The 26,999-nt window shown below is 69.2% G+C and carries 24 protein-coding genes and 1 tRNA gene; 18 read left to right on the top strand and 7 right to left on the bottom strand.

All coding sequences use genetic code 11. The annotated features are described in order from the left end of the window. The 16 genes from SPF06_RS16090 to SPF06_RS16015 all read left to right on the top strand — a co-directional run bounded on the left by SPF06_RS16090 (position 1) and on the right by SPF06_RS16015 (position 17,245). Positions 1 to 1,119: a BMP family lipoprotein gene (locus tag SPF06_RS16090; protein WP_323280141.1), complete on the top strand. Its 1,119-nt coding sequence runs from the start codon at positions 1 to 3 to the stop codon at positions 1,117 to 1,119. A gap of 163 nt (positions 1,120 to 1,282) precedes the next feature. Further along, entirely contained in the window at positions 1,283 to 3,022 is a 1,740-nt protein-coding gene (locus SPF06_RS16085) for an ABC transporter ATP-binding protein (protein ID WP_323280140.1), read from the top strand. Beyond that, entirely contained in the window at positions 3,015 to 4,277 is a 1,263-nt protein-coding gene (locus SPF06_RS16080) for an ABC transporter permease (RefSeq protein WP_323280139.1), read from the top strand. The genes SPF06_RS16085 and SPF06_RS16080 overlap by 8 nt, the downstream gene beginning before the upstream one ends. Then, complete coding sequence (locus tag SPF06_RS16075) at positions 4,274 to 5,737, top strand: ABC transporter permease (protein ID WP_323280138.1); 1,464 nt, start codon at positions 4,274 to 4,276, stop codon at positions 5,735 to 5,737. The genes SPF06_RS16080 and SPF06_RS16075 overlap by 4 nt, the downstream gene beginning before the upstream one ends. Continuing rightward, positions 5,724 to 6,152, top strand: a complete 429-nt coding sequence (locus SPF06_RS16070) for a cytidine deaminase (RefSeq protein WP_323280137.1) — start codon at positions 5,724 to 5,726, stop codon at positions 6,150 to 6,152. The genes SPF06_RS16075 and SPF06_RS16070 overlap by 14 nt, the downstream gene beginning before the upstream one ends. Before the next feature lie 28 nt (positions 6,153 to 6,180). Continuing rightward, positions 6,181 to 7,491, top strand: coding sequence for a thymidine phosphorylase (locus SPF06_RS16065; protein ID WP_323280136.1), 1,311 nt, complete (start codon positions 6,181 to 6,183; stop codon positions 7,489 to 7,491). A gap of 191 nt (positions 7,492 to 7,682) precedes the next feature. Then, complete coding sequence (locus SPF06_RS16060) at positions 7,683 to 8,453, top strand: DedA family protein (protein WP_323280237.1); 771 nt, start codon at positions 7,683 to 7,685, stop codon at positions 8,451 to 8,453. Continuing rightward, complete coding sequence (locus tag SPF06_RS16055) at positions 8,446 to 9,588, top strand: adenosine deaminase (protein ID WP_323280135.1); 1,143 nt, start codon at positions 8,446 to 8,448, stop codon at positions 9,586 to 9,588. Before SPF06_RS16060 ends, SPF06_RS16055 begins: the two co-directional genes overlap by 8 nt. Positions 9,589 to 9,615: 27 nt before the next feature. Beyond that, complete coding sequence (locus tag SPF06_RS16050; protein WP_323280134.1) at positions 9,616 to 10,329, top strand: MazG nucleotide pyrophosphohydrolase domain-containing protein; 714 nt, start codon at positions 9,616 to 9,618, stop codon at positions 10,327 to 10,329. Positions 10,330 to 10,465: 136 nt separating this feature from the next. Beyond that, positions 10,466 to 11,746 (top strand): phosphopyruvate hydratase, encoded by a 1,281-nt coding sequence (gene eno / locus SPF06_RS16045; RefSeq protein WP_323280133.1) that lies wholly within the window; start codon positions 10,466 to 10,468, stop codon positions 11,744 to 11,746. A gap of 104 nt (positions 11,747 to 11,850) precedes the next feature. Beyond that, positions 11,851 to 12,495 carry an FtsB family cell division protein gene (locus SPF06_RS16040; RefSeq protein WP_323280132.1) on the top strand — a complete coding sequence of 215 codons (645 nt, stop codon included), beginning with the start codon at positions 11,851 to 11,853 and terminating at the stop codon, positions 12,493 to 12,495. A gap of 123 nt (positions 12,496 to 12,618) precedes the next feature. After that, positions 12,619 to 13,248, top strand: a complete 630-nt coding sequence (locus tag SPF06_RS16035; RefSeq protein ID WP_323280236.1) for a DUF501 domain-containing protein — start codon at positions 12,619 to 12,621, stop codon at positions 13,246 to 13,248. Next, positions 13,245 to 14,225, top strand: a complete 981-nt coding sequence (locus tag SPF06_RS16030) for a Ppx/GppA phosphatase family protein (protein WP_323280131.1) — start codon at positions 13,245 to 13,247, stop codon at positions 14,223 to 14,225. Before SPF06_RS16035 ends, SPF06_RS16030 begins: the two co-directional genes overlap by 4 nt. 3 nt (positions 14,226 to 14,228) lie before the next feature. Continuing rightward, complete coding sequence (locus SPF06_RS16025; RefSeq protein ID WP_428985782.1) at positions 14,229 to 15,611, top strand: S8 family serine peptidase; 1,383 nt, start codon at positions 14,229 to 14,231, stop codon at positions 15,609 to 15,611. A 32-nt stretch (positions 15,612 to 15,643) separates the two neighbouring features. Further along, positions 15,644 to 17,062: an NAD(P)/FAD-dependent oxidoreductase gene (locus SPF06_RS16020; RefSeq protein WP_323280130.1), complete on the top strand. Its 1,419-nt coding sequence runs from the start codon at positions 15,644 to 15,646 to the stop codon at positions 17,060 to 17,062. 109 nt (positions 17,063 to 17,171) lie between these two features. Next, positions 17,172 to 17,245 (top strand) — tRNA-Leu (locus SPF06_RS16015). A gap of 34 nt (positions 17,246 to 17,279) precedes the next feature. On the opposite strand, the gene SPF06_RS16010 is transcribed toward SPF06_RS16015, so the two are convergent. Together SPF06_RS16010 and SPF06_RS16005 are read right to left on the bottom strand one after the other, a co-directional pair. Further along, on the bottom strand, positions 17,280 to 17,879 hold the full coding sequence (locus SPF06_RS16010; RefSeq protein WP_323280129.1) for a class I SAM-dependent methyltransferase: 600 nt from the start codon (positions 17,877 to 17,879) through the stop codon (positions 17,280 to 17,282). Between the two features lie 115 nt (positions 17,880 to 17,994). Further along, entirely contained in the window at positions 17,995 to 19,032 is a 1,038-nt protein-coding gene (locus SPF06_RS16005; protein ID WP_323280128.1) for a zinc-dependent alcohol dehydrogenase family protein, read from the bottom strand. Between the two features lie 545 nt (positions 19,033 to 19,577). Here SPF06_RS16005 and SPF06_RS16000 point away from each other — a divergent pair. Then, on the top strand, positions 19,578 to 20,939 hold the full coding sequence (locus tag SPF06_RS16000) for an ABC transporter substrate-binding protein (protein ID WP_323280127.1): 1,362 nt from the start codon (positions 19,578 to 19,580) through the stop codon (positions 20,937 to 20,939). A gap of 70 nt (positions 20,940 to 21,009) precedes the next feature. Here SPF06_RS16000 and SPF06_RS15995 read toward each other — a convergent pair whose 3' ends face one another. The 5 genes from SPF06_RS15995 to SPF06_RS15975 all read right to left on the bottom strand — a co-directional run bounded on the left by SPF06_RS15995 (position 21,010) and on the right by SPF06_RS15975 (position 25,820). Next, positions 21,010 to 21,801: an ABC transporter ATP-binding protein gene (locus tag SPF06_RS15995; RefSeq protein WP_323280126.1), complete on the bottom strand. Its 792-nt coding sequence runs from the start codon at positions 21,799 to 21,801 to the stop codon at positions 21,010 to 21,012. A gap of 3 nt (positions 21,802 to 21,804) precedes the next feature. Further along, positions 21,805 to 22,917, bottom strand: a complete 1,113-nt coding sequence (locus SPF06_RS15990; RefSeq protein ID WP_323280125.1) for an ABC transporter ATP-binding protein — start codon at positions 22,915 to 22,917, stop codon at positions 21,805 to 21,807. Next, complete coding sequence (locus SPF06_RS15985; RefSeq protein ID WP_323280124.1) at positions 22,914 to 23,882, bottom strand: branched-chain amino acid ABC transporter permease; 969 nt, start codon at positions 23,880 to 23,882, stop codon at positions 22,914 to 22,916. Before SPF06_RS15985 ends, SPF06_RS15990 begins: the two co-directional genes overlap by 4 nt. A gap of 8 nt (positions 23,883 to 23,890) precedes the next feature. Next, positions 23,891 to 25,195: a branched-chain amino acid ABC transporter permease gene (locus SPF06_RS15980; RefSeq protein WP_428985781.1), complete on the bottom strand. Its 1,305-nt coding sequence runs from the start codon at positions 25,193 to 25,195 to the stop codon at positions 23,891 to 23,893. Positions 25,196 to 25,481: 286 nt separating this feature from the next. After that, positions 25,482 to 25,820 carry a GroES family chaperonin gene (locus tag SPF06_RS15975; RefSeq protein ID WP_323280233.1) on the bottom strand — a complete coding sequence of 113 codons (339 nt, stop codon included), beginning with the start codon at positions 25,818 to 25,820 and terminating at the stop codon, positions 25,482 to 25,484. Positions 25,821 to 26,054: 234 nt separating this feature from the next. Between SPF06_RS15975 and SPF06_RS15970 the strand changes: the two genes are divergently transcribed. Continuing rightward, entirely contained in the window at positions 26,055 to 26,987 is a 933-nt protein-coding gene (locus SPF06_RS15970; protein ID WP_323280123.1) for a Bax inhibitor-1/YccA family protein, read from the top strand. Positions 26,988 to 26,999: the final 12 nt, after the last annotated feature.

The raw sequence follows: 26,999 nt of genomic DNA, 5'->3' as shown, positions 1-26,999 counted from the left end.
GTGACCTCACTTCGTGACCGGCTTGCTACACGCAGCCTTGCCGGCGTCGCCGCGCTCGGTGCTTCGGCACTCATCCTGAGCGCGTGCGGTGCCCCGCCCCCCTCGAGCGGATCCTCCGGCGGAACGTCGGGAGCCAACTCGAGCTATCTCGGCTGCATGGTCTCCGACTCGGGAGGCTTCGATGACAAGTCCTTCAACCAGTCGGGCTACGAGGGCCTCCAGGCAGCCGTCAAGGATCTCGGCATCCAGGAAAAGCACGTCCAGTCGAAGGCGGACACGGACTACGATCCGAACCTTCGCTCGATGGTCCAGGCGGGCTGCAAGCTCACCGTGACGGTCGGCTTCCTGCTCGGCGATGCGACGAAGAACATCGCGACGGCAAACCCCAACAGCCACTTCGCGATCATCGACTACAACGACCCGAGCTTCCCGAAGAACGTCAAGCCCATCGTGTATGACACGGCGCAGGCGGCGTTCCTCGCGGGCTACCTCGCGGCGGGCGTGTCGAAGACGGGCAAGGTCGCGACTTTCGGCGGCCTCAAGCTCCCGACCGTGACGATCTTCATGGACGGCTTCGCAGACGGCGTGAAGTATTACAACCAGAAGAAGGGCAAGAACGTCCAGGTCCTCGGCTGGGACAAGGAGAAGCAGGACGGCGTGTTCGTCGGCGACTTCAAGTCGATCGACAAGGGCAAGGTCCTCTCGCAGGGCTTCCTCCAGCAGGGCGCGGACATCATCCTGCCCGTCGCGGGCCCCGTCGGCTCGGGCGCCGGCTCGGCGATCCTCGACGCCAAGAAAGCCGGGACGGACGCGAAGCTCATCTGGGTCGACTCGGACGGGTACCTCACGGCGCCTGACTACAAGTCGGTCCTCCTGACCTCGGTCCAGAAGACCATGACCAAGGCCGTCGAGACCGTCCTTCAGGACGACTCGCAGGGCAAGTTCGATCCGAAGCCGTACATCGGCACCCTCGCGAACGGCGGTGTGGCCCTCGCGCCGTACCACGATCTCGATTCGGCCGTGCCCTCGGATCTCAAGGGCGAAGTGGACCAGCTCAAGCAGGACATCATCTCGGGCGCGGTCAAGGTCACCTCGACCTCAAGCCCGGTTTCGCAGTAGCCTCGCGGCCGGAACCCGCCTCGGGGGAACCCGAGCGTCCGCGGAGTACTCTGGCCTCTAGGCACGCAGGTGCGCGCCGTCCGTCCCTTCCGGGCGGGCGGCGTCGCCTTGTCCCGCCGTCCCTGCCCAGCAAAGGGGTTCAGCCTCACATGGAATTCGAACGATGAAACTCGAGCTGCGAGGCATCACCAAGCGCTTCGGCTCTCTCGTCGCCAACGACCACATTGACCTCATGGTCGAGGACTCCCAGGTCCATTGCCTCCTGGGGGAGAACGGCGCGGGGAAGTCGACTCTTATGAACGTTCTGTACGGGCTCTATGAGCCGAGCGAGGGCGAGATTCTTGTCGATGGCAAGCCCGTCGTCTTCCGCGGGCCGTCGGACGCGATGGCGGCGGGGATCGGCATGGTGCATCAGCACTTCATGCTCGTGCCCGTCTTCACGGTGGCGGAGAACGTCGCGCTCGGAGCCGAGTCGACGAGGGCCGCAGGATTCCTCGACCTGGACGCGACGCGCGCGAGGATCCGGGAGATCTCCGCGCGCTACGGCTTCGACGTCGATCCGGACGCACTCGTCGAGGATCTTCCCGTCGGCGTGCAGCAGCGCGTCGAGATCATCAAGGCGCTCGTCCGCAACGCGAAGATCCTCATCCTCGATGAGCCGACCGCCGTCCTCACCCCTCAGGAGACGGACGAACTCCTCGACATCATCGCCGAGCTCAAGGCCGCGGGGACGTCGATCATCTTCATCTCCCACAAGCTCCGCGAGGTCAAGGCCGTCGCGGACGTCATCACGGTCATCCGGCGCGGCAAGGTCGTGGGCGACGCCCCGCCATCGGCCGCTCCCGCGGAGCTCGCCTCGATGATGGTGGGCCGCCCCGTGAGCCTGACCCTGAACAAGGCGGCCGCCGAGCCCCAGGAGACGACGTTCTCCGTGCGCGATCTCACGGTTGCGGCGGTCAACGGGCAGAAGGTCGTGGACGGCGTGAGCTTCGACATCGCCCAGGGCGAGATCCTCGCCGTCGCGGGCGTGCAGGGCAACGGCCAGACCGAGCTCACCGAGGCGATCCTGGGCCTCCGCAGGCATACGACCACGGGCTCGGTCTCCCTCGACGGAAACGAACTGCTCGGCCGCCCGGTCAAGGACGTCCTGGGCGCGGGCGTTGGCTTCGTGCCGGAGGACCGGACGCATGACGGCCTCGTCGGGACGTTCACGGTCGCCGAGAACCTCGTGCTCGACCTGTACGACCGCGCGCCCTTCGCCCGCGGCCTCGGCATGCGCCCTTCCCGGATCGCCGCGCAGGCCGAAGAGAAGATCGCGGAGTTCGACATCCGCACACCGTCCGCTGACGCCGCGGCGGCGACGCTCTCGGGCGGCAACCAGCAGAAGGTCGTCATGGCGCGCGAGCTCTCGCGGCCGCTCCGGCTCTTCATCGCGTCCCAGCCGACGCGCGGCGTCGACGTGGGCTCGATCGAGTTCCTGCACCGCCGCATCATCGCGGAGCGCGACCACGGCACTCCCGTCATGATCGTCTCCACCGAACTCGACGAGATCATGGAGCTCGCCGACCGCATCGCGGTGCTGTACCGCGGGCGGCTCATGGGCATCGTCCCGGGCGGCACCTCGCGGGACATGCTGGGCCTCATGATGGCGGGCATGACCGCCGAAGAGGCCGCTGACCACGGGAACCCGGCTTCGGAAAGCAGCGCGGCGGACGACGACGGCGCCCCCTCCGCGGGAGCCCCCGCCGAGGCGAGTCCCCGGCACCGCGCGGTCGGAGAGCCGGCCGCCTCCGACGGCGGAACGGACGACGGCAGGCCCAGCGACGACGGCGCCGCACGCGACGGCAGGCTCAGCGACGACGGCGCCGCACGCGACGGCAGGACAGGAGAGGTCCATGGCTGAGGCCCAGCAGGTACCCGAAACCGCCCAGGCCCCGCTGCCGACCGGGCCGGCGCAGCCCCTCGAGGGGCCGCCCGCGGGCGTGAGCCTCCTGCGCCGCATCGCGACTGGGACACCGATGGTCTCGTTCCTCTCGGTCGTCCTCGCGATCGTCATCGGCGGCATCCTCATGGCGGTCACCAACCCCAAGGTCGCTGCCGCGTCCAGCTACTTCTTCGCTCGGCCCTCGGACACGATCGCCGAGATCTTCCGCCCCTACGCGGCGCTCGTCCAGGGCTCGATCTACAACTGGCAGGGCGCCGACCTTGCTGCGCAGCTCTACCCGCTCGCGGAGACGCTCACGGTCTCGACCCCGCTCATCTTCGCGGGCCTCGGCGTCGCGCTCGCGTTCCGCGCGGGGCTCTTCAACATCGGAGCCCAGGGCCAGCTCATCTTCGGGGCGCTCTTCGGCGCGTACGTGGGCTTCACGTGGCACCTGCCGATCGGCCTCCACCTGCTCCTCGTCATCGTCGCGGGCATCGTCGGCGGTGGCATCTGGGGCGGGATCGTGGGCTTCCTCAAGGCCCGCACCGGTGCCCACGAGGTCATCGTGACGATCATGTTCAACTACGTCGCGAGCTTCCTCCTCCTGTTCCTCCTCACGGTCCCCGCGTTCCAGCGCAAGGGCTCTACCAACCCGATCTCGCCGTTCCTCGATGAATCCGCGCTCTTCCCGCTTCTCCTCGGGCCGCAGTTCCGGCTCCACGCGGGCTTCATCCTCGCGGTCCTCGTGACGTGGGGAGTGTGGTGGATCCTCAACCGCTCGACGATCGGCTTCGAGTTCCGCGCGGTCGGCGCGAACCCGAATGCGGCCCGTACCGCGGGCGTCAACGTGGCCCGCGCAACCGTGCTCGTCATGGCGTTCGCGGGTGCTCTCGCCGGGCTCTCGGGCATCGCGCAGGTCTCGGGAACCGAGAAGTACCTTTCCGCGGGGGTCGCGGCGTCGATCGGCTTCGATGCCATCACCGTGGCGCTCCTCGGCCGCTCGACACCGTGGGGCACGTTCTTCGCGGGCCTGCTGTTCGGTGCATTCCGCGCGGGCGGCGTGTCGATGCAGGCCGTGACACAGACGCCGATCGACATCGTCCTCGTCATCCAGTCGCTCATCGTCCTGTTCATCGCGGCGCCGCCGCTCGTCCGGGCGGTGTTCGGCCTCAATCCCCGCAAGCCGCCGAAGCGCACGGCCGGGGCGGCGGTCAAGAGCGGAGCGTCGCTATGAGTACGACCACAGCAGTATCGGCATCCGACGAGGTCCAGGTGACCCCGGTCATCGTGAGCTGGAAGGCGCCGATCGGCCTCGGGATCCTCGCGGTGCTCGGGACCATCATGTTCGGCGTGCTCGCCGGCTCGAAGAGTGCGTCGTTCGGGCTCGTCGACACGGGCCGCGAGGCCTCGGGCGTCGCGGCGTGGCTCGCGTTCGCCGTGGCGCTCCTGGCCGCCGCGTGGTTCGCCTACGTCTGGGTGAGGGAACGCCGCTCGGGGGGCTCGCCGTCGTCGTGGGTCGTGCCCGCGCTCGTGGCGGCCGTCGTCGTCCTCGTGCTCGCGGTCCTCGGGGTGGCTGGGATCACCGTCATCACGGTGAGCGCGGTGGTCGTCGGGTGGATGGCGTCGCTCGTCCTGCTCGGCGTCGCGGCGTGGTCGGCGTGGCTCGCTCCGCGCGGACGCAAGCTCCCGACGTGGGGCGTTGCGGCGTTCGCAGTCGCGTTCGTGGTGGGCTTCCTCGTATGGATCGTGGCCGGCGGGCGTGATGCGACGCCTTATATTTCGCTCGCGGGGCTCCTCGCCGGGGCCGTCACGCTCGCGGTTCCCCTCGTGTTCGGGTCGCTCTCCGGGGTGCTGTGCGAGCGGTCCGGCATCGTGAACATCGCGATCGAGGGGCAGCTCCTCATGGGCGCGTTCAGCGCCGCCGTCGCCGCGACGATGACCGGGAGCGTCTACGCGGGCCTCATCGCGGCAGCCGTCGCCGGCGCGCTCGTCTCGCTCGTGCTCGCCGTCGTGAGCATCAAGTACCTCGTGAACCAGATCATCGTCGGCGTCGTCCTCAACGTCCTCGTGGTGGGTCTCACCAACTTCCTGTTCTCGACGCTGCTCACCGCCAACCCCGACGGGCTCAACAAGCCCCCGCACCTCGGGAGCATCGAGATCCCCGTGCTTGCGGACGTCCCGGTCATCGGGCCGATCCTGTTCCGCCAGTCGCTCGTGGGCTACCTCATGTACATCGCCGTGATCGTCGTCTATGTGGGGCTGTTCCACACGCGCTGGGGCCTCCGCGTCCGGGCGGTGGGGGAGCACCCCCAGGCCGCGGACACGCTCGGCGTCAACGTCAACCGCACGCGGTTCTGGAACACAATCCTCGGCGGCGCCGTCGCGGGCGTCGGCGGCTCGTTCTTCACGCTCGTCGCGGTGGACGCGTTCAGCAAGGAGATGTCCGCGGGCCGCGGCTACATCGCCCTTGCCGCGCTCATCTTCGGCCGCTGGAACCCGATCGGCGCGTTCCTCGCCTCGCTCCTCTTCGGCTTCGCGGACAACCTCCAGAGCGTCATCACGATCATCGGCTCGCCGGTCCCGAGCCAGTTCATGGCCATGCTCCCGTACGTCGTGACCGTGTTCGCCGTCGCCGGCCTGGTGGGCCGCTCGCGTCCGCCCGCCATGGAAGGCATCCCGTATGTCAAGGGCTGACGCCGTGCGAGGCGGAGCCGCGGACGACGTCGACTGGGAGTCGCTCGCGCGGCTCGCCGCCCAGGCGATGGGCAAGGCGTACGCGCCGTATTCTCGCTTCCCCGTCGGCGCGGCGGCGCTCCTCGACGACGGGCGCATTGTCACGGGCTGCAACGTCGAGAACGCGTCCTACGGCCTCACGCTGTGCGCCGAATGCACGCTCGTCGGCCAGATCCAGCTCACGGGAGGCGGCCGCATCCGGGCGTTTGCGTGCGTCGACGGCAACGGCGATCCGCTCATGCCGTGCGGCCGATGCCGCCAGCTGCTCTACGAATTCCGCGCGCCGGACATGCAGCTCATGACGACGCGCGGAGTCCGGAGCATGGACGAGGTGCTGCCCGACGCGTTCGGGCCGGAGAACCTCGAAACCGCCTGAAGGCGCCGCACCGACCGAAGGGACCATCATGACCGCCGCTGAATCCTTCGACGCCGTGGACGTGATCCGCGCGAAGCGCGATCGCCGCGATCTGAGCGACGCCCAGATCGACTGGGTCGTGGACGCGTACACGCGAGGCGTCGTCGCCGACGAGCAGATGGCCGCGCTGGCCATGGCGATCCTCCTCAACGGCATGACGCATCGCGAGACCGCGCGCTGGACGTCCGCCATGATCGCGTCGGGGGAGCGGCTCGACTTCTCCGGGCTCCGCCGTTCCGACGGGCGCGGGCTGCCGACGGCGGACAAGCATTCGACGGGCGGGGTCGGAGACAAGATCACGCTGCCGCTCGCGCCGCTTGTCGCCGTGTACGGGGTCGCGGTGCCGCAGCTCTCGGGGCGCGGCCTCGGCCACACGGGCGGCACGCTCGACAAGCTCGAGTCGATTCCCGGCTGGCGGGCTTCCCTCACGAACGAGGAGATGATGGCCCAGCTCGGGGACGTGGGCGCCGTCATCTGCGCCGCGGGGAGCGGCCTCGCGCCCGCGGACAAGAAGCTGTACGCGCTGCGGGACGTGACCGGAACGGTCGAGGCCATCCCGCTCATCGCGTCGTCGATCATGTCCAAGAAGATCGCCGAGGGCACCGGTTCGCTCGTCCTCGATGTCAAGGTCGGCTCGGGCGCGTTCATGAAGGACGCCGCGCAGGCCCGCGAGCTTGCCGAGACCATGGTCGCGCTGGGCAAGGACGCGGGCGTCAACACCGTTGCGCTCCTGACGAACATGGCGACCCCGCTCGGCCTCACCGCGGGCAACGCGATCGAGGTCGAGGAGTCGGTCGAGGTCCTCGCGGGCGGCGGCCCCGAGGACGTCGTGGAGCTCACGGTCCGCCTCGCCGAGGAGATGCTCGAGTGCGCGGGAGTGCACGACGCCGATCCGCGCCAAGCGCTGCGGGACGGCCGGGCGATGGACGTCTGGAGGCGCATGATCGCGGCCCAGGGCGGGGACCCCGATGCCGCGCTTCCGGTCGCGAAGGAGTCTGAGACGGTGTACGCCCCTGCGGACGGCGTGCTCGTCGAGCTCGACGCGCTCAAGGTCGGCGTCGCGGCGTGGCGCCTCGGCGCGGGGCGGGCCCGCAAGGAGGACCCCGTCCAGGCCGCGGCGGGCGTGCGCCTCCACGCCAAGCCGGGCGCGCTCGTGCGGGCCGGCGAACCGCTCATGACGCTCCTGACCGACACCCCCGAGCGCTTCGAGCGGGCCAAGGAGACCCTAGAGGGTGCCGCGGTCATCGCCCCGGCGGGGTCCCGCCCCGCGCAGCAGCTCGTGATCGATCGGATCGCGTAGGCCGCGGGGCTGGGGACTCCCAAGGGTTCGCTACCGAGGACCGGCCGGGCCCGCGCCACGTAGTTCCGTGGGCTGACGCCTGGCAGCCGATGTGCGTCTTACGGCGGATGACCGTTTGCCTAGCGGCGTGCGACACTGGATAAGGCCTACTTTTCCAAGGAGCCCGTCTTTCAAGGAGCACCGCCCGCATGCTGGAAGTCATCGACCACTGGATCCTGCATGCCGCAGGGCAATGGTGGATCTACCCGATTCTGCTCGGGTTCTTCTTCGTCGACGGCTTCGCGATGCTCGTCCCGAGCGAGACGCTCATCGTCGCGCTCGCGGCCTACTGGCGCCACAGCGGCGAACCGAATCTCTGGATCCTCGGGCTCACCGCGCTCGTGGGCGCCATGGCCGGGGACAACATGGCCTACCTCCTGGGCCGCCGCATCGGCACGGACCGCTGGAAGTGGATGCGCCGGTCCAGGGTGCAGAAGGTCTTCGGGTGGGCCCGCCACGAGCTCGACAAACGCGGCGCCGTCCTCATCTTCACGGCGCGCTACATCCCGTGGGGCCGCGTCGCGGTGAACTATGTGGCCGGTTCCACCCGGTTCCGCCACCGCACGTTCTTCTGGCTCGACGCCTTCGCGTGCCTCGCGTGGGTCGGGTACTCCGTGGGAGTCGGGCTGCTCGCAAGCTCCTTCCCGTGGCTGCACAAGAATCCGCTTCTGAGCGTCGTCGTCGCGGTCGTCTTCGCGCTCGTCCTCGGCGTCATCCTCGACCACACGATCACGGTGTTCCACCGCTGGCGTGACGCCAAGGACGCCGAACGTGCCGCCGCCCGCGCGGCCGTGGCCCACAGGTCCCACCTCAGCCAGCATCCAGAGGAAGCCGAGGCGGACGACTACGCCCCGCATCCGCGCCACGAAGGGAGCTCGGCTGGTGCGCACCGTGGCCCTTCTCTAGAGTTGGACCGTGACTGAGCCGATCGTCGACAACGCCCCCGATCTGACCTTCGACCTGCGGGCCCTGCCCAAGGTCTCCCTCCACGACCACCTCGACGGCGGGCTGCGCCCCGCCACGATCATCGAGCTCGCGGCCGAAATCGGTCATGAGCTTCCTTCGACCGACCCTGTGGCGCTCGGCGAGTGGTTCCGCGAGTCCGCGGACTCCGGATCGCTTCCGCGCTACCTCGAGACCTTCGACCACACCATCGCGGTCATGCAGACCGAGTCCGCGCTGCGCCGCATCGCCCGGGAATTCGTCGAAGACCTTGCAGACGACGGCGTCGTCTACGGCGAGGTGCGCTGGGCGCCCGAGCAGCACCTCACGAAGGGGCTGACGCTCGACCAGGCTGTCGAGGCGGTCCAGGCCGGCCTCGAAGAAGGCGTCGCGAGCGTCGAGAAGTCGGGCCGCGTCATCGCTGTCGGGCAGCTCATCACGGCCATGCGGCATGCAGACCGTGCGCAGGAGGTCGCCGAACTCGCCGTGCGCCACCGCGGCCGCGGCGCGGTCGGCTTCGACATCGCGGGCGCCGAGGACGGCTTCCCGGCGTCGCGCTTCGCGGACGCCTTCACGTACCTGGCCCGCAACAACTTCCCGGCGACCGTCCACGCCGGCGAGGCCGCGGGGCTCGAGAGCATCCAGTCGGCGCTAGTCGACGGCCGCGCGCTCCGGCTCGGCCATGGCGTCCGGATCGCCGAGGACATCACGGTCGAGGAGTCGGGCGAGACGGATGAGGACGGCGTGCCGATCCTCGACGTGACGCTCGGCGAGCTCGCGGCCTGGGTCCGCGACCGCGGCATCGCCCTCGAGATCTGCCCGTCGTCGAACCTCCAGACCGGCGCGATCTCCCAGTGGGGCGAGGACATCCTCGACCACCCGATCGACATGCTCAACGAGCTCGGCTTCAACGTCACGGTCAACACCGACAACCGGCTCATGAGCGGCGTCACGCTCACGGACGAGTTCGAGCTGCTCGTCGAGGCCTTCGACTATGACCTCGACGACCTCCTGGAGCTGACGCTCAACGCAGCGGAGGCGGCGTTCCTGCCGCTCGAGGACCGCGAGGATCTCGTCGAGTACATCAACGAGGCCTACGCGAACCTCGACGGCTAAGCCAAGCAAGGCTCGGGGAGACCAAGGGTGAGCGCCGCCGTCGACCGCCTCGTCGAGGTCGTCCGCCTTCTGCGGGAGCATTGCCTGTGGACGGCGGCGCTCACCCATGCCTCGCTCGTCGAGTACCTCGTCGAGGAGTCCTACGAGCTCGTCGAGGCCATCGAGGACGAGCACCCGGAGAGCGAGCTGAAGGGCGAGCTCGCGGACGTGCTCCTCCAAGTGGTGCTGCACTCGGAGATCGCGCGCGAGCGAGAGGCCTTCGATCTCGACGCGGTCGCCGAGGCGCTGACCGCGAAGATGGTGCGCCGCAACCGGCACGTCTTCACGGCCGACGGCGCCCTTCAGCGGAGCTTCCCCGCGACGGTCGAGGAGATCATCGCGTCGTGGGACGCCGCGAAGCGCGAGGAGAAGGCCCAGCTCGCTGCGACTGCGGAGCAGGACGACGTGCTCCCGCCGCGCGCGGGGGAGCTGGGGGACGCCGTCGAGGGCCTCCCGCGACACCTTCCCGCCCTCGCCCTCGCGGACAAGGCACTCGGGCGGGCCGAACGCCGTCGTGCGCTCGACGGCGTCCCCGTCCCCGCGGCGTCGGCGGAACCCGAATCCGCCGACGGGACCTTCGGCGGGTTCGAGACGGAGGACGACCTCGGGGAGCTCCTCCTCGGCGTCGTCCGGGCCGCGCGCGCACGGGGGCTCGACGCAGAGCGCGCCCTCCGCTCGGCCGTGAGGCGCCTCCCCGCTTAGCCGCGCGCCGGGAAGTACCGGGGCAGTCACAGTGTCGCGCCGCCTCCGCGCGCCCACTAGGCTGTGGGTGACAACGAGGTCATCCACGAGCAACATACCGTGGGCTTTCGTTCATCATGCACATAGGAGTTCATCCATGGCCCTTATCGATGCCATCCACGCCCGTGAGATCCTCGACTCGCGCGGCAACCCCACGGTCGAAGTCGAGGTCCTCCTGAGCGACGGTTCCCTCGGCCGCGCCGCTGTCCCTTCCGGCGCCTCGACTGGCGAGTTCGAGGCCGTGGAGCGCCGCGACGGCGACAAGGGCCGCTACCTCGGCAAGGGCGTCCTGCAGGCCGTCGAAGCGGTCATCGACCAGATCGCTCCGGCCCTCCAGGGCTTCGACGCCACCGACCAGCGCGCGATCGACCAGGCGATGATCGATCTCGACGGCACGCCGAACAAGGGCAACCTCGGCGCCAACGCGATCCTCGGCGTCTCGCTCGCCGTCGCCAACGCCGCGGCCGACTCGGCCAACCTCCCGCTCTACAAGTACCTCGGCGGGCCGAACGCGCACGTCCTCCCGGTGCCGCTCATGAACATCCTCAACGGTGGCTCGCATGCCGACTCCGACGTCGACATCCAGGAGTTCATGGTCGTGCCGCTCGGCGCGGACACGTTCTCCGAGGGCCTCCGCTGGGGCGTCGAGGTGTACCACTCGCTCAAGAAGGTCCTCAACGAGCGTGGCCTCGCGACCGGCCTCGGCGACGAGGGCGGCTTCGCCCCGAACCTCCCCTCGAACCGCGCCGCGCTCGAGCTCATCACGGAGGCCATCACGAAGGCCGGCTACGAGCCCGGCAAGGACGTCGCGTTGGCGCTTGATGTCGCCTCCTCGGAGTTCTACAAGGACGGCGCCTACCAGTTCGAGGGCCAGGCCCGCAGCGCCGCCGAGATGAGCGCGTACTACGGCGAGCTCGTGCGCGACTTCCCGCTCGTCTCGATCGAGGACCCGCTCGACGAGAACGACTGGGAGGGCTGGAAGATCCTCACCGACGAGCTCGGCGAGTCGGTCCAGCTCGTGGGCGACGACCTGTTCGTCACCAACCCGGCGCGCCTCCAGCAGGGCATCGACGCCAAGACGGCGAACTCGCTCCTCGTCAAGGTCAACCAGATCGGCTCGCTCACCGAGACGCTCGACGCCGTGTCCCTCGCGCAGCGCGCGGGCTACACGACGATCACGTCCCACCGCTCGGGCGAGACCGAGGACACCACGATCGCGGATATCGCCGTCGCGACCAACGCCGGCCAGATCAAGACGGGTGCCCCGGCCCGCTCGGAGCGCGTCGCGAAGTACAACCAGCTCCTCCGCATCGAGGAAGAGCTCGACGACGCCGCCCGCTACGCTGGCCGAGGCGCCTTCCCGCGCTTCAAGGGCTGACCCCTTCGGGGGGTGTCTCGCGGAGATTCACCTCGGTGGCGGCTATGGTTGAACGAGACCATAGCCGCCACTGTTGTTCGCAGCTTTACCGCAAAGGATCCCCTATGGCCACGCGACGCCCCCAGGTTCCCCGGGCTTCCCGGGGCACCGCCACGGGCATGCCCGCGCGGCCGCATGCGGTGCCCGAGCCGACGGCCCTTGCGGCGTCCTCGAAGCCGGCTCCCGCGGCGAAGCCCGCCGGCAGGGCGTCCCTCGGCGGCGCGGCCAAGGCCTCGGCGCGCCCCTCGACTACTGCGCGCCCCTCGACCGCGGCGGCGAGGGCGGCGGCACGCGATCAGGCAGACGCCGCTCCCGTCCCGGCACGGGCGTTCTCGGGGCGCATCGTCGCGCTCGTCCTCGTCCTCGTCGCCGTGACCGTCATGCTCGCGCCGACGGTGCGCGTGTTCCTGGGCCAGCGCGCCGAGATCCAGACGATCCAGGCCGATATCGCGGCGAAACAGGGCGATCAGGCGAATCTCAAGTCGCTCATCTCCCGGTGGCAGGATCCGGCGTACATCCAGCAGCAGGCGAGGGACCGCATTAACATGGTGATGCCGGGAGAGACCTCGTATTGGGTCTTCGGCGACGCCGCGTCGTCGTCCGCGTCGAATCAAGGAAGCGCGACCGGCGCCTCGCCGGGCACGGCGCCGTCGAACGTCCCGTGGACGCAGTCCCTGTGGGATTCGGTGCGCCGCGCCGCGACGGACTAGGCGACCCTGCGTCGCGTGAGAAAGGACATCGTGACCGACCACAGCCCCGAGCCGAGCCCCGCCGCGAGCGAGGCCGACAAGAGCGGCTCCCCGGCCGATCCGACCGCCTACGACCTCGAGGTCATCAGCCGGCAGCTCGGCCGGCCGGTGCGCGACGTCGTCGAGATCTCGGCGCGCTGTGTCTGCGGCAATCCGCTCGTCGCCGCGACAGCGCCGCGGCTCTCGAATGGCACGCCGTTCCCGACGACCTTCTACCTCACACACCCCGTCATCACGTCTGCGGTCTCGCGGCTCGAGGCGGGCGGCACGATGAACGAGATGAACGGGCGCCTGGCCGAAGATCCCGGGCTCGCCCAGGCCTACCGGGCCGCGCACGAGGCCTATCTCGCCGAGCGGGCCCGCATCGGCCAGCGCGCCGGGACAGGGCCGGTTCCGGAGATCGACGGCGTCTCGGCCGGCGGCATGCCTGAGCGGGTCAAATGCCTCCACGTGCTGGTCGGGCAGGCGCTCGCGATGGGGCGCGGGGTCAATCCGCTCGGCGACGAGGCGATCGAGCTGATCTCCGAGTGGTGGACCTCGGACCGGTGCTATTGCGTGGGCGCGTGGGACACGGAGACGCCCGCGCCGAGCCGCGACCTGAGCCGGCACGGCCCGCAGGGCCTTCCGTCGATGACGGGCCGGGCCGCGCCGGTGCGGAGGCGGGATCGCGCGGACGGGGCTGATGAGGAGAACAACACGGGGGAGGGCGCATGAGGGTCGCCGGGATTGACTGCGGCACGAATTCGATCAGGCTGCTTGTCGCGGACGAGGCCGGCCCGGACGCCGCGGGCGCCGAGGATTTCGGCCAGCCGCGGCTGGCCGACGTGCACCGCGAGATGCGCATCGTGCGCCTGGGGCAGGGGGTCGACGCGACCGGGATGCTGGCTCCCGAGGCGCTCGAGCGGACCTTTGCCGCCGTCGAGGACTATGCGGGGACCATCCGCGAGCTCGGCGCCGAACGCGTCCGCTTCGTCGCGACGAGCGCGACGCGGGACGCGAAGAACCGCGACGAGTTCGTCGAGGGGATCCGGGCGCGCCTCGGCGTCGAGCCCGAGGTCGTCGCTGGCGTCGAGGAAGCCGCCCTGAGCTTCGCGGGGGCGGCCAGCGTGCTCCCACTCGAGGCGGGCCGGCCGGTCGTCGTCGTCGACCTCGGGGGAGGAAGCACAGAATTCGTGCTCGGCGACGCGGACGGCGTCATCGCCGCGCGCTCGATCGACATGGGTGCCGTGAGGCTCACCGAGCGGCACCTGCGCTCGGATCCGCCGACGGCGCGGGAAATCGCCGCGGCGCAGGACGACGTCGACCGCGGCTTCGAGGAAGCCCTCGCCGAGGTGCCGCTCGACCGTGCGACGGCGGTCATCGGCGTCGCCGGCTCGATCACGACGATCACGGCGCACGCCCTCGCCCTGCCCGCGTACGAGCCCGAGCGGATCCACGGCGCCGAGCTCTCGCTCGCGAAGATCGAAGCCGCATGCTGGTCGCTCTTGGGACTGAGCCACGACGAGCGGGCTGCGCTCCCGTATATGCATCCCGGCCGGGCCGACGTCATCGGGGCAGGCGCGCTCGTGTGGCGGCGCATCCTCGAGCGGCTCGCCGAGATCACCGATGGCCGGATCGCCGCGGCGATCACGAGCGAGCACGACATCCTCGACGGCATCGCGTTGAGCACGCTCGACGTCGCCGCGGGCTGAGGCATGCCGGTCAGCGAACGCATGCTCCGCCGTGCCGCGAGGCTTCTCGCCGCCGTCGTCGCCGCGTGCGCGAGCGTGGCCCTCGCGGGCATCACGCTCCTCGCGCCAGCGGTGCCGGCGCATGCGGACAGCATCCGCGACGGCGAGTACTGGCTCTCGGAGTACGGGATCCAGAAGGCGTGGGACGTCTCGAAGGGGGCCGGGGTCACGGTCGCCGTGATCGACAGCGGGGTGAACGGGGGCATTCCGGATCTCAAGGGCGCGGTGGCGGGCGGGACGGACGCCTCGGGTGCGGGGCAGGCGGATGGCCAGGGCCCCATCGGGTCCGAGCCCGTCCATGGGACGCTCGTCGCGACGGTCCTCGCGGGGCGGGGCCACAATCCGGACGGGTCCCCGGCCGCGAGCGGGTCGGTCGGCTCGGATGGGATCGTGGGCGTCGCGCCGCAGGCGCAGCTCCTGACGGTCTCGACGTGGCTCGGCTCGCCGAATCCGGCCGGCCGCACCGACGCGGACCAGATTCCCGCCGCGGTGCGCTGGGCCGTGGACCACGGCGCCAAGGTCATCAACATGTCGCTCGGCAGTTCGTCCCCGGACTGGCCCTCGAGCTGGGACGACGCCTTCCTCTACGCCGAGCAGAAGGACGTGGTCGTCGTCGCGGCAGCAGGCAACCGCGCCGCGGGGAACATCCAGGTCGGCGCCCCCGCGACGATTCCCGGCGTGCTCACGGTGGCGGGGCTCGACCGGCAGGAGCACGCGAGCGTGGACGCCTCGTCGCAGGGTGTGAGCATTGGAGTCTCGGCCCCGGCGGAGCAGCTCCTCGGGGGGCTTCCGGACGGGAACTACGCCCAGTGGGAGGGATCGTCGGGGGCGACGCCGATCGTCGCGGGCGTCGCGGCGCTCATCCGCGCGAAGTGGCCGCAGATGAGCGCGAAGCAGGTCATCAACCGGATCGTCTCGACGGCCAAGGACGCCGGGGCGCCCGGGCACGATCCGATCTACGGCTACGGGGTCCTCGACGCCGGGGCCGCCCTCACCGCGAACGTTCCCGAGACGACGGCCAACCCCTTGGGCTCGATCGCCGACTGGATCCGGGTGCACCGCCGATCCGCCCCGGCGACCCCGGGCCCGAGCCCGACGGGTCCCGCGAAGGCACCCGCGGAGGATACGCCGCTGCCCGAGGCGAGTGTTCCCGTGCCCGCCGCGTCGGCGGACGCGAACCCGTGGCCCGCCGTCGTCGTGCTCGGGTTCGGAGGCCTCATCGCCGTGATCCTCGGGGGAGGCACGTGGCACGTCCTCAGGCTCCGTCGGGCGGCGGATGCGGGGGCGGACGGCGGCGGTGAGACGGGCGACGGCGCCGAGGGCGAACCGAGTGCCGAAAAGAGCTAGTGAAAGTTTTCACAAGTTGCTACAGTAGGAACATGCCTTCCTCCATTGAGCTTGTCGACCGCCCGCGCGTCCTGATCGCCGGCGGTGGTTACGTTGGTCTCTACGTGGCCCTCGGGCTGCAGAAGAAGATCGCCCAGGCCGGCGGTATCGTCACGGTCGTCGACCCCATGCCGTACATGACCTACCAGCCGTTCCTCCCCGAGGTCGCGGGCGGCAACATTGAGGCCCGCCACGTCGTCGTGCCGCTGCGCCGCACGCTCCCGCAGGCCGAGGTCATCCAGGGCTCGATCGTCGCCGTCGACCACGCCAAGCGCACGGCCACGGTCCAGCTTCCGGGCAACGAGGGCACCGCCGAGATCCCGTACGTCGACATCGTCGTGGCCGCCGGGGCCATCACGCGCACGTTCCCGATCCCCGGCCTCGCCGAGAAGGGCATCGGCAACAAGACGATCGAGGAGGCCATCGCCCTCCGCAACCAGGTGCTCGAGCGCATCGAGTTCGCGTCCACGGCGGCCGACCCCGCCGAGCGCGCAGCTGCGCTCACGTTCGTCGTCGTCGGCGGCGGCTTCGCCGGCATCGAGACCATCACGGAGCTCGAGGACCTCGCGCGCTCGACGGTCGCGAAGAACGGCCGCGTCAAGCAGGAAGAGGTCCGCTTCGTCCTCGTCGAGGCCATGGGCCGCATCATGCCCGAGGTCACGCCCGAGCAGGCCGAGTGGGTCGTCGAGCACCTCCGCAGCCGCGGCATCGAGGTGCTCCTCAACACGTCGCTCGCGAACGCCGAGGGCGCCCTCCAGCTCATCAACATGCCGGACAAGTCCCCGGCCCAGGAGTTCGCCGCGGACACGCTCATCTGGTGCGCCGGCGTCCAGGCCAACCCGCTCGTCCGCTCGACTGACTTCCCGCTCGAGCCGCGCGGCCGCATCCGCACGCTCCCTGACCTCCGCATCGCGGGCGACGAGGGCATCGTCGAGAACGCGTGGGCTGCTGGCGACGTCGCCGCCGTCCCGGACCTCACGGGCAAGGGGCTTCCCGACGGCACGTGCGTCCCGAACGCGCAGCACGCCCTCCGCCAGGCCAAGGTGCTCGCGAAGAACCTCTGGGCCTCCCGCTGGGACCGCCCGCTCGAGGACTACAAGCACAAGAACCTCGGCGCCGTCGCGGGCTTCGGCCCGTGGAAGGGTGTCGCGAACATCAACATCGTGGGCCACATCGGCCTGCGCGGCCCGCTCGCGTGGGTTGCGCACCGCGGCTACCACGGTCTCGCGATCCCGACCCTCGAGCGCAAGTTCCGCGTGGGCCTCGACTGGCTCTCGGCCCTCTTCGCGGGTCGCGACAACACGCCGCTCGAGAACCTCGACAACCCGCGTGCCGCTTTCGTCGCCGCGGCGAGCCCCAAGCCGCAGACCCCGGCCCCGCCGGCCGAGCCTGCCAAGGTTCCGGCTCAGTAGTCTTCCTGGACCACAGTGCCACGGCGGCCGTCTCCTCACGGAGGCGGCCGCCGTCGTCGTTTGTCGGCCTAAGGGGCCGAGCCCTCCGACGGCGGTAGGCTGGACGGGCGCCCCAGTAGCCCAATCGGCAGAGGCAGCGGACTTAAAATCCGCTCAGTCCGGGTTCGAGTCCCGGCTGGGGCACAACGCGCCTTCGGATCTTCTTGATTACTCTGATTCAAATTCGGCGAGCGATGATTGCCGCGTGCGGGCGCCGCCCGTAGTCGGTTCTCCTCTGGGTTCTGAGGACTTCAAAACCCGCGCGGGCAAGCCTTGTGGCCATTCCGTCCGTTGACCAGTAGTAGGCGGTAGTGACTGCGTGGGGGAACGCCTCGCCGTCGGGGCCGTCGAAGAAACCCAGAAGGAGAGCTCCCCCACGGGTGATGCAGCGCCCAAACTCGTCAAGGACAGCATCAAGCTCATCTGGAGGAATGTGGATGAGCGAGTACCACGAGAGGATCCCTCCAAACTCTCCGTCGGGGCTTCCTAGGTCGGCGAAGGAAGCCACCCGGAACCGTACGTCAGGGAATTGCCTTCGGGCGTGTTCGATGAACGAGGGCACGAGATCGAGGCCTTCGACCTCCATGCCTTGATCGTGGAGGAAAGCTGCCCAGTGCCCAGGACCGCAGCCCGCATCGATGATTGGCCCACGCGCGGACTTCGCCCAAACGGCGACAAGCTCCTTATCCTGCTGAGGATTCTTATCCACCGCCCCGAACAGATCGACGTATTCCGCCGCACGCCTGCCATACGCGTCCCGAACCTCTGTCTCAGTCATCGGCTCCGAGCCCATGCCAAGGCAGCGATGGCGTAGCCCTGCAGGGCGAACGCAGACCAACACATGAGCATGCGCGGTTGCAGCAGCATGGAAACCTCCTCCTTCTCCGCCACGATCAGCGGCTTGGATCGATAATCGTCATTCCCGCGACACCGGCGGTGTCGAATTGCGGCAGGAGGCGCGCTGCCTCGTGGAGCCCGATGACCCGCTCGATGAGCTTCTGCGGGGCGAGGTCCCCTGACTCGATGAGCCCGAGCATGCCTGGGTAGTCGGCGGCGGCCATGCCATGGCTACCGAGCACGTCGAGCTCCCACGCGATGACTCGATCCATCGGCACGCGGGGGCGGCCCTCGACGGGGGGCAGGAGCCCGATCTGGACGTGGCGCCCTCGGCGCCGCAGGCTCAGGATCGAGTCTGCGCTCGTCTCCTCGCTCCCGACCGCGTCGACGGCCACGTGGCTGCCGCCGCCCGTGAGCTCGTGCACTCGCGCGGGGATATCGGAGCCGTCGGCCACGAGAACGTGGTCGGCGCCGAGCGAGGACGCCACCTCGAGGGCGGCAGCGTTCCGGTCGACGGCGATGACCTTGCCGTCGAGGGCCTTCGCGATCATGACGGCGCTCAGGCCCACGCCGCCCGCGCCGACGATCGTGACCCACTCTCCGGCACGCAGGCGGGCTCGTCCGGTGATCGCGCGATACGCCGTCGCGAAGCGGCAGCCAAGGCTTGCCGCCGCCTCGAAGCTCACGCCCTCAGGGATGGCCACGAGGTTCGTGTCCGCCGCATGGATCACGACAAGCTCCGCGAAGGACCCCCAGTGCGTGAAGCCGGGCTGCTGCTGCTCGGGGCAAACCTGCGCGTTGCCCGAGGCGCACCACTCGCACGCTCCGCAGCCCTCGACGAAGGGTGCGGTCACGCGGTCGCCGACCGACCACTTCGTGACGCCCCGACCGACCTCGGCCACAATGCCTGCGAACTCGTGCCCGGGAACGTGCGGGAGCGCGATGTCGTCGTGACCCGCCCACGCGTGCCAGTCGCTGCGGCACAGCCCGGTGGCGACGACGGTGATCACGACGCCGCCGTCCGGCACCTTGGGCTCGTCGACGTTGCGGACCTCGACGGGGCCCGCGATCCTGTCCATGACTAGTGCGCGCACTGGCGCCCTTCAGCAACTCCGCGGGGCGCCCGCGCGTCGTCCGTGCTCACGGCGCTCAGAACCGCGGCAGCGCGAGCAGGTTGTCCGACCAGTCGCCGTGCGTGCGCAGGAAGGATGGGCCTCCGCCGGCCGGACCACATGGACGATTGCGGCCGTCTGGCCGTCGCTCACATACGCGGTATTGCCCTGCGAGATCCACTCGACCAATTCTGCTTTCGTTGCGGCCCCGGTTTTTCCCGTGCCGTCTTCCACCCAGTACAGGCCCGTGATGTATTCGTGGGCCGGAACGGGCCCTTCCAAGCAGATATGGGTGATTCGCACGGGCACGGGAGGGCCTTCCTTCGCTGTTGAGGGCTCCGGTCCATCCGAGCCTAGGACGGGCCTACGGGGAAGGAAAGGCGGCACAACGTGTCACAAAGCCGTTACAAGGCTGTGACCTCCACCACTTCTGTGTCATTAAACGTTCGATTAGCCTGACATTGTGATCAGGATCACCTGATCCATCGCATCTGGGGCGCTCCGCCCTTCGATGGAGGAGAAATCGAATGATTCGACGTCATGCAATTCCCCGAGCCGCCAAGCTCACCGTCCTTGGCGTCGGGGTGGCCTTGCTCGCAACAGCGTGTGGGGGCACGTCGGGGACACCGTCGGGCAGCAGTTCCAGTGCAGCGCCGGGTGCCATCGCGTGCCCGTCGCCGAGTGCCGGGGCCGGTGGGGGAGCGACCGCTGGTGCCACGAGCGTTGCTCCGGGATCCGTCCCGAAGGCCACGACCGTTTCGCCAACGCCGCTCAAGATCGGCTCCATTCTGCCGCAGACCGGCGCTCTGGCCTTCCTCGGCCCGCCCGAAATCGCCGGTGTCAACCTGGCCGTCAAGCAGATCAACGACGCCGGCGGAGTCTTGGGCCATCCCATTGAGGTGATCCACCGCGACTCCGGTGACACGACCACGGATATCGCGACCCAGTCCGTCACGAACCTCCTCGGGCAGGGCGTGAGCGCGATTGTCGGCGCGGCCTCCTCTGGCGTGTCCAAGACCGTCATCAACCAGATCACGGGTGCGGGAGTGGTCCAGTTCTCGCCGGCCAACACCTCGCCCGACTTCAGCACGTGGCCTGCCCACGGGCTGTACTGGCGCACGGCACCGTCCGACGTCCTGCAGGGCCGGGTCCTCGGCAACTACATGGCTTCGTGTGGCGCCCAGACGCTCGGGATGATCGTGCTCAATGACGCCTACGGCACGGGCCTTCGCGACAACGTCAAGAAGGCCTTCGAATCGGCTGGCGGCAAGGTCGTCGACGAGGAGCTCTTCAACGAGGGCGACTCGCAGTTCAGCAGCCAGGTGGACAAGGTCGTGGCTGCCAAGCCGGACGCCATCGCCGTGATCTCGTTCGACCAGGCGAAGCAGATCATCCCGCTGCTCACGGCAAAGGGAGTCAAGCCGCCGCAGATGTTCTTCGTGGACGGCAACACGTCCGACTACAGCAAGGACCTCAACCCCGGGACGCTCTCGGGCGCCCGCGGCACGATCCCCGGCACGTTTGCCAAGGATGACTTCAAGGCCCAGCTGAAGACGATCGATCCGAGCCTCAAGGACTACAGCTACGCCGGCGAGTCCTGGGACGCGGTCAACCTCATCGCGCTCGCGGCCGAAGCCTCCAAGAGCACGAAGGGGACCGACATCGCAGGGCAGTTCGTGGCGATCACGCACGGCAGCAACCAGTGCAGTGACTTCGCGACCTGCGTGACGTTGGTCCGCCAGGGCAAGGACATCCACTACATGGGCAAGTCCGGGCCGGTCTCGTTCGCCAAGAACGGCGACCCCCAGGAGGCCTACATCGGCATCTACAAGTTCGATGACAAGAATGTGCCGCAGCCTGTGAGCGAGGAATACGGCAAGCTCTCCTGAGCCCGCCGCCGCTCGACGGCAAAGAGAAGCCCCGGCCCCCTCACGAGGGGACCGGGGCTTTTTGCGAGGGTCAGCGCCCCGCGCTGTCGTTGCTTTCCGCGAGCGTACCGAGGTAGAGCTGGATCACCTTGGGGTCGTGAAGCAGCTCGCGGCCCGTGCCGTGGTAGGCATCACGCCCCTGGTCGAGGACGTAGCCGCGGTCGCAGATCTGGAGGCAGCGGCGCGCGTTCTGCTCGACCATGATGACCGAGACGCCGGCTCGGTTGATCTCGTGCACCCGCAGGAATGTCTCGTCCTGCTTGACGGGGGAGAGGCCAGCCGAGGGCTCGTCGAGGAGGAGGACGGCGGGGTCCATCATGAGCGCCCGCCCCATCGCGACCATCTGCCGCTCGCCGCCCGAGAGGGAACCGGCGCGCTGCGCACGGCGCTTCCCCAGCTCGGGGAAGAGGTCGGTCACGAACTCCCATCGCTCCTTGAACGCCTTGGGCCGCTGGAAGAGGCCCATCTGCATGTTCTCCTCGATCGTGAGGGCCGTGAACACGTTGTTGGTCTGCGGGACGAAGCCGATGCCGCGGCTCACGAGCTTGTTCGCCTTGAGGCCCGTGAGGTCTTGGCCGTGGACGACGACGGAGCCCGAGTGAACCTTGACGAGCCCGAACATGGCCTTGAGGAGCGTCGACTTGCCGGCGCCGTTGGGGCCGATGATGCCGATGAGCTCCCCCTTGCGGGCCTCGATGCTGCATCCGTTGAGGATGTTCACGCCGGGCAGGTAGCCCGCGACGATCTTGGTGACGGTCACGACGGCCTCGCCGTCCGCCGTCGTCGTGCTCGCGGCGCTGGGGGGCGCGGTCTGCTCGCTCATGTCTCAGTCCTCCTTCGCATCGCGGCTCACGCCGGGCACGGCGTCGGGCGGCGAATCGGTGGCCCGGCGGCCCGAGCGCCGCTCGCGCCCGCCTCCCTCGCCGTCGTCGTCCGGCGGCTCCACCGTGAGCACCTCGCTGTCTTCCGAGAGCACGGATTGCTCGGAGAGGATGCCCGCGTCCTCGGTGCCAACCACGGATTCGACGTCCGCCGCAAGCACCTCCTCGAGCTCCTGCACGCCACCGGCTGCGCCGAGATCGACGTCGTGGTGCGCGCCCAGGTACGCGTCGATGACGGCTTGGTCCTTCATGACCTCGGCGGGCGGCCCCTCGGCGACGACCCGGCCCTCGGCCATGACCACGACCCAGTCGGCGATGTGCCGCACCATCTGCATGTCGTGCTCGACGAACAGCACGGTCATTCCTTCGGCCTTGAGGTTCTTGATGTGGTCGAGGAGGCTCTGGGTGAGGGCGGGGTTGACGCCGGCCATGGGCTCGTCGAGCATGACGAGCTTGGGGCTGACCATGAGGGCACGGGCCATCTCGAGCAGCTTGCGCTGGCCTCCCGAGAGCGACGCCGCGTAGTCGTCACGCTTCGTGTCGAGCTTGAACTTCGCGAGCAGCACCTCGGCCTGGGACGTGATGTCCTTCTCCCGCTTGCCCCAGATCCCGCGGAACAGCGCGTTCCGGAGCTTCTCGCCGGGCTGCTCGGACGCGCCGAGCCGCATGTTCTCAAGGACCGTGAGCTTGCCCATGACCTTCGTGAGCTGGAACGTGCGGACCATCCCGAGGCGCGCCACCTTGTAGGAGGACATGCCCTCGAGGTTGGTCCCCTCGAACTGCCACGTTCCCGAGTTCGGGGTGTCGAAGCCCGTGAGGAGGTTGAAGAGGGTCGTCTTGCCGGCGCCGTTGGGGCCGATGAGGGCGGTGATCTTGTGCCGGGGGATCTCGAGGTGTTCGACGTCGACGGCGTTGATGCCGCCGAAGCGGCGGCTCACGTTGTCCGCGACGACGATCGGGTCGCGCTTCGCGCAGCCCGGGCCCGCGGACCCCTCGGCGATGGGCCTCGCGTCGGTCATGTAGTCGACGGCGTCGGCCGTCAGCTGGGGTTCGCTCATGAGAACGCGAGCTCCTTCTTGTTGCCGAACACGCCTTGCGGCCGGAAGATCATGAGCAGCATGAGCGCGACGCCCACGAGGATGTAGCGCAGCTGCCCGGCCTGCGACGGGTTGAGCCACGGGAGTGCGCCGATCCCGATGAGCCCGAAGAGGAGGTTCTGGGTGAGCGAGAGGACGACCCAGAACAGCATCGCGCCGATCACGGGGCCGAGAACGGTGGACATGCCTCCGAGGAGCAGGCACGTCCACAGGAAGAACGTGAGCTCCGTGCCGTAGTTCGCGGGCTGCACGACGTCGCGCGGCAGCGTGAAGACGAGTCCCGAGAGGGCGCCGAATGCCCCGCCGATCACGAGCGCCTGCATCTTGTACGCGTAGACGTTCTTGCCGAGCGAGCGGACTGCGAGCTCGTCCTCGCGGATTCCCTTGAGCACGCGGCCCCACGGGCTGCGCATGAGGAGCCACACGGCGATGCCGAAGATGAGGACGAGCCCCCAGCCGAACACCCGGTAGAAGAAGTCGGGGCTGCTGTACCCGAGATAGGTCCCGGCAGGGAACGGATTGAGCTTGAGGAAGTCCTGGCGGAAGCCCGCGAGGCCGTTGGCGGAGCCCGTGACGTCCGTGAGGCTGTTTGTGGTGACGACGTAGCGGATGATCTCCGCCGCCGCGATCGTGACGATGGCGAGGTAGTCGGCGCGCAGCCTCAACGTCGGGATCCCGAGCAGGAGCGCGAACGCGGACGCCGCGACGATGGCGATGAGCAGCCCGACCCACCACGGCACCCCGAAGTGGATCGTGGACATCGCGAATGCGTACGAGCCGACGGCCATGAAGCCTGCCTGGCCGAAGTTGAGGAGGCCCGAGTAGCCGAAGTGCACGGCGAGGCCGAGCGCGGCAAGCGCGTAGGCCGCCGTCGTCGGGCTCACCATCTCGCCGATGGCCTCGCTGAAGATCTCTCCGAAATCCATGGTTCCTCCTAGCCCACTCGCTCGCGGCGGCCCAGGATGCCCTGCGGCCGGAAGAGGAGCACGAGGATCATGATGACCAGCGCCCCGACGTACTTGAGATCGGAGGTCAGACCGAACACGGTTGTGAGCTCCACGAAAATCCCGACGACGATGGATCCGACGAGCGCGCCGAACACCGTGCCGAGGCCGCCGAGCGTGACGCCGGCGAAGATCATGAGCAGGATCTGCTGGCCCATGTTGAACGTCACCCCGGGCCGGTAGTAGGCCCACAGGATGCCGCCGAGGGCTGCGAGCAGGCCGCCCGTGACCCACACGATCCGGATGACGCGGTCGACGTCGATGCCGCTCGCCGCCGCGAGGGCCGGATTGTCCGCGACCGCGCGCGTCGCCTTCCCGAGCCGTGTCCTGAGGAGCACGATCCCGATGAGGGCGATGACGACGGCCGAGATGAGCAGCGACATGAGGTTGTTCGGCGAGACGGACACGATGCCGAGGTCGATGTCCTCGGTCTGCGCGCCCGGGAGCTGCTGTGTCGCGCCGCCGAAGAAGAACAGGATGACGTACCGCGCGGCGAGCGCGAGGCCGATGCTCACGATCATCATTGGCACAAGGCCGGTCCCTCGGCGTCGCAGAGGCTTCCACAGGAACGCGTCCTGGACGTACCCGAACACGGCGCCCGAGAGGAGCCCCGCGATGAGCGCGAGCCAGTACGGTACGCCGTTCGCGCTCAGGGAGAAGGCGATGACGGCGCCGAGCGTCACCATCTCCCCGTGGGCGAAGTTCGTGAGGCCCGTCGTGCCGAAGATGAGCGAGAGGCCGACCGCGGAGAGCGCGAGCAGGAGCCCGAAGCTGAGCCCCGCGACAAGCCGGTTCGCGAGCGTCGCGAAGAAGCTCACCTGGTGGACAGTGATGCCGGCACCGAACGCGAAGATCGTGCTGAGGTTGGAGGTCTGGTTGAACGTGACGGTGCGGGGATTCTCCTGGCCGTCCGCGAGCTTGACGCCCGAGGGGAGTGTCGACTCGTCGAGCGTGACCTGATAGCTGCCTTGGGTCGGCACCGAGATGCTCCACGCGCCGCTCGACGACGATGTGGTGCTTCCCTCGAAACCGTTGCCCTTCGCGGTGATCTTCACGCCAGAGAGCGGCTGTCCCGAGTTGCGCAGGAAGCCCGAGATGGTATTCGGGAACTGCTGCTGCGAGCTGCTGCTCGGGGAGGGCGACGGCGACGTCGTCGCCTCTGCCGCGGGGGCGAGCGCGAGGAACAGCGCCACGATGACGCCGATGAAGGCTCCCGTGGCGGAGAGTGCCCTCACGAGCCGCGGGGGGTAGGCGGCTGGAGCTGGACTATTCACGATGTGGACCTCCGTGGATCCGGGGTCTTGCTGGCCGAGGCCAGCAGTGCGGTCGGGACCTCAGGCAGGACGCTTGGTGCGAATGTGACGCATCTCACCTGCTGAAACGCCATGTTACTCGGCGGAAGCCCGTCACAAGATGGATAGCGCCACTGTCGAGGTTGTGATCGTGTAACGACTCGCTCACGGACCCCCGGGAGCACCCATTCCAGGCGGCCTCCGAACGCCGGGGCCTCTACGGGCTCGGCTAGAGGTAGAGGCCGAGCTCGCTCTCGGGGCTCTCGGGCTCGGCGACGGCGTGGACGTCGCGCTCGCGGAGCAGGATGTAATCCTTCGAGGAGACCTCGACCTCGGCACGATCCTCGGGGTCGAACAGCACGCGGTCGCCCACCGCGACCTGGCGCACGTTGGGGCCCGCTGCGACGACGTGTGCCCACGAGAGACGCCGGCCCAGGGTGGCCGTCGCAGGAATCACGATTCCCGACGCCGAGCGGCGCTCGGCCGAGTCCTTGTCGAGCTCGACGAGGATCCGGTCGTGGAGCATCCGCAGGGGAAGGCGCGCGCCGGCAGCGCCTGCCGATGGCATGGACGCGGCCTGGTCGGGGGAGTCGGGGAGGGGCACGAGCCCAGTCTAGTGGCCGGGGAGGAGGCGACGCCGGGAACTCCCGGCCCGGCGCCGTCGTGCTCTTGGTAGCGTTTCTCATGGGAAGCGCTGCCTGCATCGCACGCTTCCTGCACCGCACCGCACCCGATGAGTACCGCGCAGCTGCACCTGGCAACTACAGCGCAGCAGCGCCCGATGAATACAGGAGTCATCCACATGGCTTTCGGTGGCAACCCCGTCTTCCGGGGCAAGACTTTCAAGAGCGCCGTCGCGACGGTGCCGCCCGTCCCGCAGGCGCCGTATGGCACAGCGCCGTATGGCACACCGCCGTATGGCACAGCGCCGCATGGCACAGCGCCGCATGGCACAGCGCCGCATGGCACGGGGCCTTACGGTCATCAGGCCGTAACGCCCGAGCAGCTCGACGAGCTGTACCGCTCCCCGGCAGCTGGGCCAGCCCAGACGGGGCGCGTGACGTACGACGACGTCATCGTCAAGACGCTCGCGTGCCTCGGCGCCGTCATCGTCGGCGCGGCGGTGACGCTCGCCGTTCCCGTGCCAGCCGCCGTCGTCCTCATGATGGTCGGCGCGCTCGGCGGGTTCGTGCTCGCGCTCGTCAACACGTTCAAGCGCGAGCCTGTCCCCGCGCTCATCCTCGCGTATGCAGCGCTCGAGGGCCTGTTCCTCGGCGGGCTCACGCGCCTCCTCGACGCGTTCTCGCCGGGCATCGGGCTCCAGGCCGTGCTCGGCACGTTCGCTGTCGCGGGCGTGACGCTGCTCCTCTACAAGAGCGGCCGCGTGCGCGCGACGCCCGGGCTCATGAAGTTCTTCCTCGTCGCCGTCCTCGGGTACCTCGCGTTCAGCGTGGTCAATCTCTTCGTCATGATCTTCAACCCGGGGCTCGGCGCGTGGGGCCTGCGCAGCAGCGTGCACGTGTTCGGGATCCCGCTCGGCGTCATCGTGGGCCTCGTCGCCGTCGTGCTCGCGGCGATCTCGCTCGTCTTCGACTTCGACAGCGTCGAGAAGGCCGTCCGCGCCGGGGCTCCGCGCCGTGTCGCGTGGACCGCGGCCTTCGGCCTCACGGTCACCCTAGTCTGGCTCTACACCGAGATCCTGCGGATCCTCGCGATCTTCAACAGCAACGACTGAGCGATGAACCCG

It is taken from the genome of Sinomonas terricola, from assembly GCF_034931225.1.
GTDB lineage: Bacteria > Actinomycetota > Actinomycetes > Actinomycetales > Micrococcaceae > Sinomonas > Sinomonas terricola.
Note: the sequence above shows the minus strand (reverse complement) of the source record. Positions and strands in the feature narration are given on the sequence as shown.